Below are 14,833 nucleotides of genomic sequence, written 5' to 3' on the forward strand. Positions count from 1 at the left end.
GCGGTTCGTCCACGGTAGCGGGGTGTCAGCCGTTGGACGAGCTTCGAGTACCGGGGAAGCCGCCACCGCCGCCTCCGCCGAATCCACCGGCGCCCTCGGTGAGCTGGGTCGCCGCATAGCCGCCGGAGGAGTCCGGGGTACCGACCACGGTCACGCTCTGGCCGGGCTGGAGGTCGGAGACCTTGCCCTCCTTGCTGAGCTGGACCTTGGTGGTGTCGGCAGTGGTGACCTTGACGGTGTTGCCGCCTGCGTCGGTGAGGTAGACGGTGCTGCCGTCCACGGCCTTGACCGTGCCCCGGGTGAAGCCCGCACCGCCCTGGCCGCCGGCTCCCTGGCCGCTGCCGCCACGGTGGGAGCCGCCCTGGCCGCCGCCGTAACCGCCCTGGCCGCCACCGGATCCGCCGCGCTGGCCGGCCGCGCGCTGGGTGGTGCCGTTGCTGCTGCCGTTGCCCTGCTCGTACCAGACGCCTCCGGCGAAGGCCAGGGTGGCGATCGCGCCCCCGGCCAGGGCCAGGGTGAGCCAGGGGAGCTTGCGGCGAGGAGGTGCGGCGAGCTCGGCGGTGACGTCGCGGGCGTCCGGCGGGGTGGCCAGCAGCCGGGCCTGCTCGGCGGGGCCGGCCGGCTCCGCCGGCTGCTGCGGTGACTCGTGCTCGGAGGTCATGGCGTGGCCGTTCCTACTCAGGTCGAAGGGGTCTGCTCGGGGCGGAGGGGTGGACGGTCTGCTCGGGTCGGGGGGAGCTGCTCGGGTGGGCGGCTACTCGTGTCGCAGGGCGTCGATCGGGCGCAGCGAGGCGGCCCGGTTGGCGGGATAGCTGCCGAAGAACAGGCCGATGGCCACCGCGATGGCGAAGGCGCCGAGCACGGACTGAGGGATGACCACCGGCTTGATGCCGACGATGCTGAACCGGGAGCCGACGATCCCGGCCACCACCCCGAGCCCGGCACCGAGCACCGAGAGCAGGGTGGACTCGGTGAGGAACTGCCCCAGGATGACCGCCTTGGGAGCGCCGAGCGCCTTGCGGATCCCGATCTCCCTGGTCCGCTCGGTGACGGTGACCAGCATGATGTTGGTGATCCCGATCCCGCCGACCAGCAGCGAGATCGCCGCCACCGCGCCGAGCAGCACGGTGAAGGTCTTGCTGGTGCTCTCGCGGGCGGTCAGCAGCGAGGCCTGGTTGCTGACCCGGAAGTCCACCTTGCCCGGGTCGGTGATGGCGTGGGTGCCCATCAGGATCCGCGTGATGTCGCTCTGCGCGGCCGTGGTGGCGTCCGCCGAGTCCGCCTGCACCAGGATCTGGCTGACCGAGCCGAAGCCGGTGAAGGCGTTCTGCACGGTGGGCAGCGGTGCGATCACCACATCGTCCGGGTCGTTGAACCCGGTGCTGCCCTTGGTCGCGAGGACGCCGACGACCGTGAACGGGGTGCCGCCGAGAACGATCCGCTTGCCGACCGGGTCCTCGGTGTCGAAGAGCTGCTTGGCGGTGGTGGAGCCGATCACCGCGACCTTGCGGGAGTTCAGCACGTCGTCGTTGCTGAAGTAGTCCCCCTGCACCACCTTCTGGTTGGCGGTCTCGAAGTACGCCGGGTAGGTGCCGACGATCGAGCCCGGGGTGTACGAGATGTTCCCGTACAGCGCGGTGGCGGTGGTGGTGACCACCGGGGCGACGGACTTGATCGAGGGTGCGTCGGTGGCGCCGGCCAGCGCCTTGGCGTCGTCCACGGTGAGCTTCCTGGCGGCGGTGGCACTGCCGCGCAGGTTCGTCGAGGAGACGGTCAGGGAGTTGGTGCCGAGCGAGGTGATCGAGTCCTTGACGGCCTGGGAGGAGCCGTTGCCGACCGCCAGCAGCAGGATCACCGAGGCGACACCGATCAGCACACCGAGCATGGTGAGCGCGGAGCGGACCTTGTTGGCGGCCAGGCCGCCGAGGGCGAAGCGGAGCATCTGCCAGGCGATCACGGGCGGGCCCCCGCAAGTGCGCGCAGCGCGGGCGGCGGCCCGTCGACCGGGGCCTGCCGCACGTCGGAGACGATCTGGCCGTCGACCAGGCGCAGCACGCGCTTGGCGTGCTCGGCGACCTCGTCCTCGTGCGTGATCAGTACGACGGTCCGGCCGGAGGCGTTGAGATCGTCGATGATCGCCAGCACGTCCCTGGTGGAACGGCTGTCCAGGTTTCCGGTCGGCTCGTCGGCCAGCAGCATCGCGGGCGCGGTGACCAGCGCGCGGGCCACCGCCACGCGCTGCTGCTGGCCGCCGGACAGCTCGTTGGGCCGGTGCCCCGCGCGCTCGGAGAGACCGACGAGCGAGAGCGCGGCGAGCGCTCGGCGCCGGCGCTCGGCAGCGCGCACGCCCGCGTAGGCGAGCGGAAGTTCCACCTGGGCGAGCGCGGTGGTGCGCGGCACCAGGTTGAAGGACTGGAAGATGAACCCGATCTTGCGGTTGCGGACGAGGGAGAGCTGCTGCTCGTCCAGGTGGCCGACGTCGATGCCGTCCAGCAGGTAGCGGCCGGCGGTCGGGACGTCCAGGCAGCCCAGGATGTTCATCAGCGTGGACTTGCCGGAGCCCGAACTGCCCATCACCGCAACGTAGTCGCCCTGTTCGACATCGAGGCTGACGCCTTCCGGCTCGCCGGTCCCGGGCGCCAGCGGGCCGCGCAGGGCGTGGACGGTCGCGTCGCCGTGGCCGTACGCCTTGGTGAGGTGCCGGATCTGGATCACCGGCGGCTGCTGGGCAGCCGGCTGCCGGGCCGATCGCTGCTGGGCCGGCTGCTGCTGGGCAGGGAGCTGTCGGGCCGTCATCCGCGACCGCCCCCGCCGCCACCGTTGCCACCACGGCCACCGCCGCCACCGAACCCACCGCCACCGCCACCGCCACCGGCCCCGCCGCCGCCCAGGCCGGGGAAGCTCCCGCCGGGGAAGCCGTTGCCGGTGCCTGCGGTGGTCGAGGTGAGCTGGACGCGGTCGCCGTCGCTCAGCCCGGAGACCACCTGGACCGTCGAGTCGCCCTCGACGCCGACCGTGACATCGACCCGCTCGGTGCTGCCGTCGGTGTGGACCAGCGTGGCGGTCCGGCTGGTGCCGGTGCCCGCGAGCGCGGCGGTCGGGACGGAGAGCGCGTTGTCGGCCTCGCCGGTGACCACCGAGATGCTGGCGCTGAGGCCGGTCCGCAACTTGCCGGTGTCGCCGAGGATCTGGAGCACCGCCCCGTACTGGACGGCGCTGGACGAGCCGTTGCCACCGCTGCCCGAGCTGGTCGGCAGCGAACTCACCGACAGCACGGTCGCCTTGAGCTGGGTGTCGGACTGCGCGTTGAGGGTGACGGTGGCCGCCTGCCCCTTCTTGAGCTTCAGCGAGTCCAGCTCGGAGAAGGAGGCGCTGACCTGCATCCCGGTCGGGTTGGTCAGCACGATGAAGCCGCTCGGCGCGCTGCCGGAGGCCGAACCCGCCGAGCTGCCGGTGGACTTGCCGCCACCGGAACCGCCCGAACCGACCGAGCCGGACGACCCTGAGCCCGAGGCCGAACCCGAGCTGCCGGACACGGTGTCGCCCACCTTGCCCGCGACGGATGCGACGGTACCGTCCACCGAGGCGGTCAGGCTCGTACCGGCAAGCGCCGCCTGGGCGTTGGTGAGACCGGTCTCGGCGGTGGTCAGCTGCTGCTCGGCCTGGGCGACCTGGGCATCGTCCACCTTGGTGGTGGTGATGGTGGTGGTCCTGGGCGCCGGGGTCGCGCCGCCGCGACCTCCGCCGCCCCCGGTGCTGCCGCCACCACCACCGGACGAGACCGGGGAGGTGGTGGTGACGGTCTCCCCCGCCTGGGCCTTGGTGAGATCGGCCTGCGCGGCGGTCAGCGCGGCCTGGGCCGTCTCCACCTGCTGCCGGGCCTGGGTGGTGTCCACGGTGGCGAGCAGCTCGCCCTTCTTCACCGTGTCACCGACCGCCACCCTGACGGCGGTCAGCTTGCCGCCCGTGACGAAGTCCTGACCGGCATCGGTGGGCGAGGAGAGCGTGCCGGAGCCGGACACCGTGGCCAGGACGGTGCCTTTGGCCACCGTCGCGGTCCTGGTCTGCGTCCGGCCTGCGGCCGAACTCGTGCCGCTGTCCAGGGCGGTGTACGCCAATACGGCGCCGCCCAGCAGGACCACGCCGAGCGCGGAGTTGACGAGGACGGCACCACGCCGTCGCGGGAGCACCTTCATGGGCTCAGCGTGGCGTGGTGCTCTTGCCAAGTCCTGTGCCGAAGCTGGGAGGCGGCTGATGCCGGCAACCCGGACAATCCGCCGCACACCGGTCCCGGGCGGCCGAGGCGCTACCTCCCACTGGGGAGCTTTTGATCGAGCTCCCAGGGAGTTCCCAGTGTTTCCGGTCCGCTTTCTGATCCGGCCCGGGTCCGGCGGTCACCGCCCGGCGGTCACCACCCGGCCGGCGCCGGTCTCCGTCACCAGCCGCCGCACGCCCGCCAGGTGGTTGTAGTACGCCTGCGGCACCGCAGTGTTGGGCTTGTGACTGCCCGTCGGACTGACGCCCTCGTACTTGAAGTACAGCCTCGCCGGGGTGTCCAGCGCCCGCTCCAGCCTGCGGGCCCGCACCAGTGGGCTCGGCCGCCACTGCCGGTAGACGTCCAGCACCGCCCCCGGGATGTCCACCTCCCGCGCGCCGGTGAACTCCTGCGCGATCACCTCCCGGGGAAGCAGCGGCGCCAGATCCGCCTCGGTGACCGGTTCCCCGGTCCCCGGATGCAACAACGGCGGTACGGGCGACGGCAGATCCGGCAGGACGTTGCACCAGGTGGTGGGAGTCCGGTCCTCGGGCAGCAGGAACTTCACGGCGGCCATCACTCTGCTCTCTGTCGCAGGGGCAGTACCGCAGGTCTCCTTCCACTCCGCACCACGCCTCACACCGCCACGCGGGAACGCCGAGGGGCACGGCGCGCCTGGCGCCGTGCCCCTCGGAGGTGTCCCGGACGGGTCAGAGTTCCTTGCGGAAGGCGGCCGCCGTGGCGAGGAAGATCGTGTTGGCCTCGGTCTCACCGATGGTGATGCGGACGCCGTCGCCCTGGAAGGGGCGGACCACGATGCCGGCCTGGGCGCAGGCCGCGGCGAAGTCGAGGCTGCGGTCGCCCAGGCGCAGCCAGACGAAGTTGGCCTGGGAGTCCTCGACGGTCCAGCCCTGCTCCGCCAGTCCTGCGGCGACCCGGTTGCGCTCCTGGACCAGCGCCTCGACGCGGACCAGCAGTTCGTCCTCGGCGCGCAGCGAGGCGACGGCCGCGTCCTGCGCGATCTGGCTGACGCCGAACGGGACGGCGGTCTTGCGCAGCGCGGTGGCCACCTGCTCGTGCGCGATGGCGAAGCCGACCCGCAGGCCCGCCAGGCCGTACGCCTTGGAGAAGGTGCGCAGCACGCAGACGTTCGGGCGGTCGCGGTAGATGTCGATGCCGTTCGGCACCCGCTCGTCGCGGATGAACTCGATGTACGCCTCGTCCAGCACGACGAGGATGTCGCTGGGCACGGCGTCCAGGAAGCGCTCCAGCTCGGCGCGGTGGATCACCACGCCGGTGGGGTTGTTGGGGTTGCAGACGAAGATCAGCCGGGTCCGCTCGGTGATCGCGGCGAGCATCGCGTCGAGGTCGTGCGCCTCGTTCGCGGTGAGCGGGACGGCGACGGGGGTGGCTCCGGCGACCTGGGTGATGATCGGGTACGCCTCGAAGGAGCGCCAGGCGAACATGACCTCGTCGCCGGGACCGGCCGTGGAGAGCACCAGGGACTGCGCGACGCTGACCGATCCGGTGCCGGTGGCGATGTGCTCGGCGGGCACCCCGAAGTGGCCGGCGAGCTCGCTGGTGAGCTCGGTGACGGCCATGTCGGGGTAGCGGTTGAGGGACCCCGCGGCGGCCACGGCGGCCTCCAGGACGCCCGGCAGCGGCGGGTAGGGGTTCTCGTTGGAGGACAGCTTGTACGAGTCGGCGCCGGCCGGCTTGCCGGGCTTGTAGGTCGGAATGGCTTCCAGCGTCGGCTTCAGCCGGGGGCCCTGCGCGGCCGTCTCGCTCACGGTGCTCTCCTTCTGCTCATGCTGTGCTCGTACGGGTCGTGCTCGGCGCCGCCGGGGTCGCCGCGCGGTCCCGAGCCCTTGGGCCGACCGGCCACCGGGCCCGCGGAGTCGCGTGCCGACAGCCGGTCGGTCATGGTACGCACCCGTGCCACCCCGGTCGGGTGCCCTGAACGATACCGATCGCGCTCACCCGTAGGGGTGAGATGCCCGTCCGGGTCATGGGTGCAGATCAGCCATTCTGCCGGGTTCCTATGGCACATGTCAGAGGTAAGAGGGCCGAATCGGCGCCGGTATCCAAGGGGATTGGCACACCTGATTCATGGAGAAACGGTTCTTCTCGACCTGAGGAGGCCCCGGTCACAGACACCCGCCATGCGCCATACGATCGGTCCGCCATGACAGCAGCAGCCAATCAGAGCGGTCGGCGACCCACCACCTCGCGGCGTCTGGAGCGGGCCGGCATCCGGGATGTGGCAGCAGCCGCCGGAGTGTCGATCACCACTGTCTCGGACGCCCTCAACGGTAAGGGCCGCCTGCCCGACGAGACCAGAAGCCGGGTGCGCGAGGTCGCCGAGCGCCTCGGCTACCGCCCGTCCGCCGCCGCGCGGACCCTGCGCACCGGCCGATCCGGACTGATCGGACTGACCGTCACCACCTACGGTGAAGAACCGTTCACCTTCACCGAGTTCGCCTACTTCGCCGAGATGGCGCGGGCCGCCACCAGCGCCGCACTCGGGCGCGGCTACGCCCTCGTGGTGCTGCCCGCCTCCTCCCGGCACGACGTCTGGAGCAACATCGCCCTGGACGGCACCGTGGTGATCGACCCGCCCGACCAGGACCCGCTGGTCAGCGAGCTCTACCGGTCCGGCGTACCGGTGGTCAGCGACGGCAAGCCCGGCAACTGCCCGGTCACCGCCTGGGTCGACAACGACCACGAGGCCGCCGTCCTCGGCATCCTCGACCACCTCTCCGAGGCCGGCGCCCGCCGGATCGGCCTGCTCACCGGCACCAGCACCGACACCTACACCCGGCTCTCCACCGAGGCGTACGTCGGCTGGTGCCAGCGGGTCGGCCAGGAACCGGTCTACGAGACCTACCCCGCCCACGACCCGGCCGCCGGAGCCGTCGCCGCCGACCGCCTGCTCGCCCGTCCCGACCGCCCCGACGCGGTGTACGGCCTCTTCGACCCCAACGGCACCGACCTGCTGGCCGCCGCCCGCCGGTACGGCCTGCGGGTGCCCGACGACCTGCTGCTGGTGTGCTGCAGCGAGAGCGACGTGTACGCGGGCACCGAGCCGCCGATCACCACCCTCTCGCTCAAGCCGCGCCGGATCGGGACCACCGTGGTCAACCTGCTGATCGACGCCATCGAGGGAGTCGACTCCGGCACCGGCGTGGACATCGCCCGGCTCTTCCCGCCGCGCTTCCGCACCGCCGGCACCGGTCCGCCGCCGGGCACCCTGATGCCCACCGAGCTGATCGTGCGGGCCTCCTCGCAGCGCCGCAGCCCCCGGACCACCATCAGCCCGCCCCGCCCACCGGGTGAGGTCTAGACCCATCGGACTCGTCGGGGCGCGGGGCTCTGCTTGATCAACTGCGTGCGCGACTCGGAAGGGCACCGGGCCGCACCGTTCCTCCGGAGGGCAAGCTGCACCGCCCCACCGGAGGCTCTCGGGGTGGAACTGGCCCACCGGGCCCGGCTGCACGCAGTCACCTCCGTTTTCGCGCACACAGTTGACCAAGCAGAGCCCCGCGCCCCTGGAACCAACGCTCGCGCCCCACGGGAAGCCGCGCAGCGCCCCTCGGCGGCCGATCCCACTGCCCGAGGAACAATTCACGGCAATCCAGACTTCTCGGACACTCCGGGCCCCGCCCCGGGACGCGCCGGGAGACTCTCCGGGCGATTGGATACGGACCAGGTGAGGACGCCGGGGAAGTGGTCTTCCTATGATGGGCGAATGACACCCGAGGACCGTTTCCCCGGGCCTGAACTGCCCGACTCAGGCCCCCACCACCCCCAGGACCTCGACGTGCTCCCGTACGGCTCCTACTACGAACCTCCAGAGCCGCCCCCCGGCTACGGCTACGACACCACCTACAGCGGTTACGGCGGCGCTCGTTTCCTGGAGCAGCACTGGCCGACGTTCAGTCAGACCCACGGCCAGCACGGCTCGCAGGACCCCGAGGTCCACCGCGAGCACGGCGGTCACCACGACCACGGCATGCGTCACGAGGCCGGTGCGGTCCACCACGACACCGGCGCTCCGCACGAAGCCGGCAGGCAGCAAGAAGCGGGTATGCAGCACGACACCGTTGCCCCGCACGAAACCGGCGTGCAGCACGAGGACCCGCCGACCATCGAGCTGGGCCCGCCGCTCACCCCGCCGCTGCCCGAAGAGGTCCACTTCCCGTACCCGCAGCCGACGCCCGGCGAGGCCCCGGGCCCGCTGTACGTGGTCGGTGACGTGCACGGCTACCTCGACGAACTCCGCGCCGCGCTGCACCAGCAGGGTCTGATCGACGCCGACGGGCACTGGGCGGCCGGTCGCTCCCGGGTCTGGTTCCTCGGCGACTTCACCGACCGAGGCCCGGACGGCATCGGCGTCATCGACCTGGTGATGCAGCTCGCCGCCGAGGCCGCCGCCGCCGGCGGCTACTGCCGGGCCCTGATGGGCAATCACGAACTGCTCTTCCTCGGTGCCGCCAAGTACGGCGACGAGCCCGTCCAGTCCACCGCGGGGACGGCCTCCTTCCTCGCCGCCTGGCGGCTCAACGGCGGCCAGCAGCACGACCTGGACCGCCTGGAGACCCACCACGTCAGCTGGCTCTCCCGGCTCCCGGCGATCGCCCTGGAGGACGGCCACCTGCTGCTGCACTCCGACACCACCGCCTACCTGGAGTACGGCGACTCGATCGCCGAGGTCAACGACGCCGTGCACGACCTGCTCGCCGACGAGGGCCCCGACGAGTGGTGGGACTGCTTCCGTCGCTTCACCAAGCGCTTCGCCTTCCGGGGCGAGTCCGGTCCGATGGCCGTCCACGAGCTGCTCGGCTCGTACGGCGGCCGACGCGTGGTGCACGGGCACAGCCCGATCCCGTACCTCACCGGCTCGACGCACGCCGAGGAGGGCGTACCGCCGCACGTTCCCGGCCCGTACATCTACGCGGACGAGCTGGCCATCGCGATGGACGGCGGGGTCACCATGGAGGGACGGCTGCTGGTCGCCAGACTTCCGCTGAACTAGCGCTCCCACCAGGGGTGCTGAACAACTGTCCGATACCACAAGGGTGCGGACTGCGTTGAAAATCCGGAAACCGACTGTCAGTCGCTCAGTGCTCACCCCTACCATCAAGGCACCACGCCGGGCCGGGTGACACCGCCCGACGCCCCGCAGGCGTGGGCCAGTTCACCTCCGTGACCCAGCGGAACGGGGTACCGATGACCACCACCCCACGTCTGCTCGCCGAGGACCGCCCGGACTTCGAGCGCATCCTCGACGAAGCACTGCACGACGGTTCCCTGCTCGCCGCCCTGCGCGAGCCGGGACCTCACCTCACCACGGCCCAGCTCCGCACCAAGGTGCTGACGGCCGCCGACGCCGTCGCGGCGGCGGCGGACGCCGAGTACCGGCACTACACCGGGCTGCGCGACACCGTCCTCGGCCGGCCCTCCGCGGCTGCCGAGCGCTACGAGGCCGCCCCGCCGGACCAGGACCGCCGGGCTCCCGAGCAGCCGGAGCAGGGCGCCGGGCTGCTGCCCGCACTCACCGTGCTGGCGCCGATCCTGGCCTGGTCGGCGGCGGCCGTCCTGCTGCTGCTCGGCTACACGCTGCGCGCCACCAGCCCCGATCTCGCCCTGGGGCGCGCCGTGGTGACCGCCGGATGGACCGCCCTGGCAGTCGGGGTCGCCACGCTGGTGGTCGGTTCGGTCGGCCTGCTGCTCACCGCGCTGCGCGACGGCGCGGGCTCTCCACCGTCCCGGCAGCCGCAGCGCATCCCCGGCCGCGACCGCGGCACCGAGCCCGTCCGGGCCCCCGTGCCCGGTGACGACCGCGCACTCCGGGACGACCTCGCCGAGGCCCGCCTCGCCTGGCACACCGCGCTGCGCGAGCGCGCCCTGCTGCCGTACCTGCACGCCAACCTGGATTCCGAACCCGCGCTGCCCTCACAGCCGAGCACCAGCCCCAACCCACCGGAGCTGCTCAGCCCCGGTTACAGTCCCGCGGCCTTCGGCAGCCCCGGTTTCACCAGCCCCGGCACCGACCGTCGGACCGACCCGGACGGCCGTGCGCCGCGCCCGGCCGAGTTCTCCAGTCCCGGCTACAGCCCGCCCGGCTTCACCGGCCCGGACGAGGTCTGACTCCCCTGCCGTCCGGCCGATCTGACGCCCGGTCGGGCCGTGGGCTGCGGTCCGTCCTGACGGCGTGGACATCGCGGCCCCGCTCTTCGACCGCTTCGGACCGCTCCTCGGCAGTGTGCAGGGGCCTACTCCCCGCGCTGGCGCGCCCCGAACGCTCGGGCGCACCGGTGGCCCTCCGCGCCCGGCAGAACCCGCCCGCCCCGGACCGGTCGTCCGAGGGGGCGGATCCGCCGTCTGCGGACTGCTGTTCTGCCGTCAGCCCGTCAGATTGGCCCAGCAGTTGGCGGTCGCCACCTGCGCCGGGTCGAGGGCGTGCCTGACCTCGTGCAGCACGACCAGGTCGACGGCCATCAGCACATGGTCCGGGATGTTGGTCGGGCACAGGTCCTGGACCAGCACGTTGTGCACGTCGGGCCCGCTCAGGAACTGCGACAGGTAGGGCGTGACCACCTCGTCGTACCCGGTCGCGATCACCCAGTACGTCACCCCGGGAACGGTGTCGCCCCCGGCGTTCAGGCGGTTGAGCAGGTCCGATCCGGTGACCTGGTCGGTGCAGGCCGGGCAGACGGAGCCGACCAGGTCGAGCGCGCCGGGAAACGACTTCGCCAGGGTGGCCAGGCCGTCCAGGGTGGTGCCGTGGTTGCTCGGGGCGAGCCCGACCAGGGTGTGCACCTTGGCCGCGCCGCCGTCGAACTTCAGGTAGTAGCGCGGCATCATCCCGCCCTGGCTGTGGCCGACGATGTCGACCTGCCCGGCGCCGGTCGCCGCGAGCACGCCGTCCACGAAGACCGACAGCTGCTGCGCGGAGTCCGCCACCGGCGCGATCGCCCGCAGCAGGGGGACGTTCGGCACCGCACCGTAGGTGAGGACGAAGACGCAGGTACCGTCCGCGGCCAGCGCGGGCGCGACGGTATCCCAGTTCACGGAGCCGTTGGCGAAGGTTCCGTGGACCAGCACCATCGGCCTCGGATGGGCCGGACTCGGCTTGCACGACCAGTTGTTGGCACCGGGAACACCCGGTGCGGCCAGCGCCTGGGCGGCGGTCACCGGGTCGCTCTGCGGCGCCGCGGCCGCGATGGTCGTCCTGGCGGCCGTCGCCGCTCCGGCCGGAACGGTGGCTCCGGTCAGGGCCGCGGCCAGCAGGGCGCAGCCGGTCGCCAGCGAGGCGAGCCGACGGCTTCCGGGCAGGGGGGAGCGAGTTGGGGCTACGGGCATGGCTTCCTCCGAGTGGGGGTGGAGGTGCTGAGCCCGGTCCGGCCGGTCTCGACGACCGGGCCGGGCCCGAACCGGCGTGACCGAGGTCACGCCGTGGACTGCGTACTGGCCCGTAAGTTACTGCGGAGTCAACACCTTGCCCAGATACCGCGCATGAAGTGACACCCCGTCTGATCAGGGGTGTCGTGGGACGCCTCACCGCTCGCGCCCGAACCGTGCCCCGGGGCCGCTCGCGGCGGGCGGCCCGGCCGTTGGCCCGAACGAACCGGCCGTCCCCGGAGGCAGAACGCCTCCGGGGACGGCCGGTTCAATCCGTGCTGCTACAGGGCCGCGAGGTTGTCGACCAGGTCGTCGAGGCCGTAGGAGCCCTGGGAGATGGCCTTCATGTGCCAGGCCTTGAGGTCGAAGGCGGCGCCGTGGCGGTGCTTGGCGGCCTCGCGGCCCTGGAGCCAGGCGCGTTCACCGAGCTTGTAGCCGATGGCCTGGCCGGGCCAGCCGAGGTAGCGGGTGATCTCGCCGACGCGCCGCTCGGCCGGGCTGCCGTGATGGGTGGCCATGAACTCGTCGGCCAGCGCCGGGGTCCAGCGCTCACCGGCGTGCCAGCCGGAGTCGGCGGGGATGGCGAGTTCGAGGTGCATGCCGATGTCGATGATCACCCGGATGATGCGCAGCATCTGCTTGTCGAGGTAGCCCAGGCGGCGGGCCGGGTCGGTAAGGAAGCCGAGTTCGTCCATCAGGCGCTCGGCGTACAGGGCCCAGCCCTCGGTGTTGGCGCTGACACTGCCCAGGGTGACCTGGTAGCGGCTGAGCCGGTCGGCGTTCGCGACCCACTGGGCGAGCTGGAGGTGGTGCCCCGGAACGCCTTCGTGGTACCAGGTGCTGACGATCTCCCAGGTCGGGAAGGTGTCCTTGCCGAGGGTCGGCAGATAGGTCCGCCCGGGGCGGCTGAAGTCGAGATTGGGACGGGTGTAGTACGGCGCGACGGAGCTGCCGGGAGGTGCGATCCGCGACTCCACCCGGCGCAGCGGCCCCGAGATGTCGAAGTGGACGCCGTCCAGAGCGGCTATCGCCTCGTCCATGATCTGCTGCAGCCAGACGCGGATCTCCTCCTCGCCCTTGATGACGTGGCCGTGCTCGTCCAGGTGGTGCATGGCTTCCAGGACGGTGGCGCCGGGCAGGATGCGGTCGGCCTCGGCCTGCATCTCGGCGACGTTCCGGTGGAACTCGTCCCAGGCCCAGGCGTACGCCTCGTCCACGTCCACGTCGGCGCCGGTGGAGAACCGGGTGGCCCGCAGATAGCGCTCACGGCCGACCGCGTCCGGAACCTCGGCGACGGCGGGCAGGTACGTACCGTGCAGCCAGTCGCGGAACTCGCCCACGGCGGCCGTCGCCCCGGCAGCGACCGCGTCGAGTTCGGGGCGCAGCCGCTGCGTACCGGTCGAGACGAAGTCGGCGAACCAGCTCGCGCCGCCGGTGTCCCGGCCGGTCCAGGCGTCGAGTTGGCGGAGCACCGCATCGGCCTGGCGAGGGGCGGAGAGCAGGCCCCGCGAGATGCCCTCGGTGAGGGTGGCCCGGTAGCCGTCGAGTGCGCCGGGGAGGTTGCGCAGTCGGCCGGCCACCGCTGCCCAGTCCTCGTCGGTGTCGGTCGGCATCATGGTGAAGATGGCTCGCACCCGGTGGACGGGTGAGTGGAGGCTGCGCAGCGCGCGGTGGTGCTCGCCGGCGTCGTGCATGGCGAGCTCTGCGGTGAGGCGCTCGCGCAGCAGCCGGGCACAGGCCTGCTCGGCGGGGCCCGTCCCGGCCTGGGCCTGCGCGTGGGCCTGCGAATCAGCCTCGGCCCGGTCGAGCCTGGTGAGGGTGCGGCGGCCCAGTTCGGCGAGGGCCTCGAAGCCTTCCGGCGACAGGTCGGGCTGCCGGTCGTCACCCGGGTTCAGTCCCAGCTGGGTGGAGATCACCGGGTCCTGCGCGGCTACCTGCTCCACGTAGTCGTCGGCGATACGGCGCGGAGTGATCAGGTCGTCTGACATACCGCCATCCTGTCCCACCGATGCCCGGGACGTCAGCCGTTTCCTCGGCAGAGCCCCGGGCAAGTACGGTCGGCGGGCAGCAGGTTGAGGCAGGTCGGTCGCTTGACGGTCAGCTGTCGACCGGCGCGACCACAACGGCCAGCAGCTCCGCGGCCGTCGTGTGGTTTCCGGTGCAGGCGGCGCCGGCCATCGCTGCGGCCGCCGTGCGCGGGTCGGTGCCTGGCGGCACCACGAGGAGGAGGAAATGGTCCTGCATGCCTCGGGTGAGACTGATGGTGTCGTCGCTCGACGTGAACCAGCTGACCTTCACCAGGAGGCCGTCGGACGTGACCGAGCGGGGAATGTCGTTCCAGGCTCCGGTGTCGAGTCCGACCCGGAGGATACGGCCCAGGTGGACACTGAGCGCGGTGATCAGGTCGGGCAGCTCGGCGCCGATGTTCCGGGACCGGGGCCACCAGGCACCGTCGAACATCCCATCGCGCGAGAGCGTCGTCTCCAAGGCCAGTCGCGGCAGCAACGGGGCATTGGGTACGGCCCAGGACCCCGGCGCAGAAGGTGAGGGAAGGGGAATCGGCATCATCACGAGCCGCCCATCCGGTCCGCACGCGGACCGACTATGACCTAGGGCGACACCAGTGCGGATACCGGCATTCGACGTGTCCTCGGTTACCGTCCACGGTACTCCGCGCCCACCTCCGTTGCGTCGCCGCGCCGACACCGGCAGGAGTAGCGTTGGAATGTTGAGGATCTCTCGCACCCCGGTCAGCATTCCCGTCGGCCCGGCGTAGGTCGCGACCAGCTCTTCGCGATCGCCCGTGACGCCCGGCTGCTGCGACAGTCGGCCGCACCATTCAGCGGCAATACGCTCACCGATCCACGGCTCTCGGGGCTCTTCGTGGTCCGCCGCATCGGCGGAGCCGCACACGGCTGGCCCTGCACACACCACTACCAGCCACTCGCCCTGCCACAAGGAATCATGATCATGCGTCAGCTTGTAGCTCAGGACATTGACCGTGGCCACCTGTAGCCCGGTGCCCTGCCCCGCCCGTGCGGCTCATGACTGGCAGCAAACTCGGCGGCCATGCCCGCCAGGGCCTCGGCGTGGAAGTCGCTGGAGACGGCGGTGGAGCCGTCGCCGTGCTCGTCGCGGATCTGCTGGCTGCTCTTCATCGAGCAGAACCTCAGC

At 71.8% G+C, this 14,833-nt stretch carries 14 protein-coding genes; 3 read left to right on the forward strand and 11 right to left on the reverse strand.

Going from position 1 to position 14,833, the window contains the following annotated elements:
• Positions 1-25: 25 nt before the first annotated feature.
• The 7 genes from P3T39_RS22455 to P3T39_RS22485 all read right to left on the reverse strand — a co-directional run bounded on the left by P3T39_RS22455 (position 26) and on the right by P3T39_RS22485 (position 6,188).
• Complete coding sequence (locus P3T39_RS22455) at positions 26-661, reverse strand: DUF5666 domain-containing protein (RefSeq protein ID WP_280700274.1); 636 nt, start codon at positions 659-661, stop codon at positions 26-28.
• Positions 662-754: 93 nt separating this feature from the next.
• Positions 755-1,957 (reverse strand): ABC transporter permease, encoded by a 1,203-nt coding sequence (locus P3T39_RS22460; RefSeq protein ID WP_280700275.1) that lies wholly within the window; start codon positions 1,955-1,957, stop codon positions 755-757.
• Positions 1,954-2,796 (reverse strand): ABC transporter ATP-binding protein, encoded by an 843-nt coding sequence (locus tag P3T39_RS22465; RefSeq protein WP_280700276.1) that lies wholly within the window; start codon positions 2,794-2,796, stop codon positions 1,954-1,956. Before P3T39_RS22465 ends, P3T39_RS22460 begins: the two co-directional genes overlap by 4 nt.
• Entirely contained in the window at positions 2,793-4,196 is a 1,404-nt protein-coding gene (locus tag P3T39_RS22470; protein ID WP_280700277.1) for a biotin/lipoyl-binding protein, read from the reverse strand. Before P3T39_RS22470 ends, P3T39_RS22465 begins: the two co-directional genes overlap by 4 nt.
• A gap of 198 nt (positions 4,197-4,394) precedes the next feature.
• Positions 4,395-4,832 (reverse strand): hypothetical protein, encoded by a 438-nt coding sequence (locus P3T39_RS22475; RefSeq protein WP_280700278.1) that lies wholly within the window; start codon positions 4,830-4,832, stop codon positions 4,395-4,397.
• Positions 4,833-4,965: 133 nt separating this feature from the next.
• The gene (gene hisC / locus P3T39_RS22480; RefSeq protein ID WP_280700279.1) at positions 4,966-6,045 is read right to left on the reverse strand and encodes a histidinol-phosphate transaminase; all 1,080 of its coding nucleotides are present in this window, start codon (positions 6,043-6,045) and stop codon (positions 4,966-4,968) included.
• On the reverse strand, positions 6,042-6,188 hold the full coding sequence (locus P3T39_RS22485; RefSeq protein ID WP_280700280.1) for a hypothetical protein: 147 nt from the start codon (positions 6,186-6,188) through the stop codon (positions 6,042-6,044). Before P3T39_RS22485 ends, hisC begins: the two co-directional genes overlap by 4 nt.
• A gap of 252 nt (positions 6,189-6,440) precedes the next feature.
• On the opposite strand from P3T39_RS22485, the gene P3T39_RS22490 reads away from it, so the two are divergent.
• The 3 genes from P3T39_RS22490 (at position 6,441) to P3T39_RS22500 (ending at position 10,405) form a co-directional block, all read left to right on the forward strand.
• Complete coding sequence (locus P3T39_RS22490; protein WP_280700281.1) at positions 6,441-7,598, forward strand: LacI family DNA-binding transcriptional regulator; 1,158 nt, start codon at positions 6,441-6,443, stop codon at positions 7,596-7,598.
• A gap of 405 nt (positions 7,599-8,003) precedes the next feature.
• Positions 8,004-9,290, forward strand: a complete 1,287-nt coding sequence (locus P3T39_RS22495) for a metallophosphoesterase (protein ID WP_280700282.1) — start codon at positions 8,004-8,006, stop codon at positions 9,288-9,290.
• 194 nt (positions 9,291-9,484) lie between these two features.
• A complete protein-coding gene (locus P3T39_RS22500) occupies positions 9,485-10,405 on the forward strand; it encodes a hypothetical protein (RefSeq protein ID WP_280700283.1) in 921 nt (306 codons plus the stop codon).
• Positions 10,406-10,660: 255 nt separating this feature from the next.
• Here the strand turns inward: P3T39_RS22500 and P3T39_RS22505 are convergent, their stop codons facing one another.
• From P3T39_RS22505 to P3T39_RS22520, 4 genes are all read right to left on the reverse strand, one after another.
• Positions 10,661-11,620: an alpha/beta fold hydrolase gene (locus tag P3T39_RS22505; RefSeq protein ID WP_280700284.1), complete on the reverse strand. Its 960-nt coding sequence runs from the start codon at positions 11,618-11,620 to the stop codon at positions 10,661-10,663.
• 320 nt (positions 11,621-11,940) lie between these two features.
• Complete coding sequence (locus tag P3T39_RS22510) at positions 11,941-13,647, reverse strand: DUF885 domain-containing protein (RefSeq protein ID WP_280700285.1); 1,707 nt, start codon at positions 13,645-13,647, stop codon at positions 11,941-11,943.
• Positions 13,648-13,756: 109 nt separating this feature from the next.
• Positions 13,757-14,668, reverse strand: coding sequence for a DUF5994 family protein (locus tag P3T39_RS22515; protein ID WP_280700286.1), 912 nt, complete (start codon positions 14,666-14,668; stop codon positions 13,757-13,759).
• On the reverse strand, positions 14,647-14,817 hold the full coding sequence (locus P3T39_RS22520) for a hypothetical protein (RefSeq protein ID WP_280700287.1): 171 nt from the start codon (positions 14,815-14,817) through the stop codon (positions 14,647-14,649). The genes P3T39_RS22515 and P3T39_RS22520 overlap by 22 nt, the downstream gene beginning before the upstream one ends.
• Positions 14,818-14,833 lie beyond the last annotated feature (16 nt).

The sequence above is a fragment of the Kitasatospora sp. GP82 genome (assembly GCF_029892105.1).
In the GTDB taxonomy this organism is placed as follows: Bacteria; Actinomycetota; Actinomycetes; order Streptomycetales; family Streptomycetaceae; genus Kitasatospora.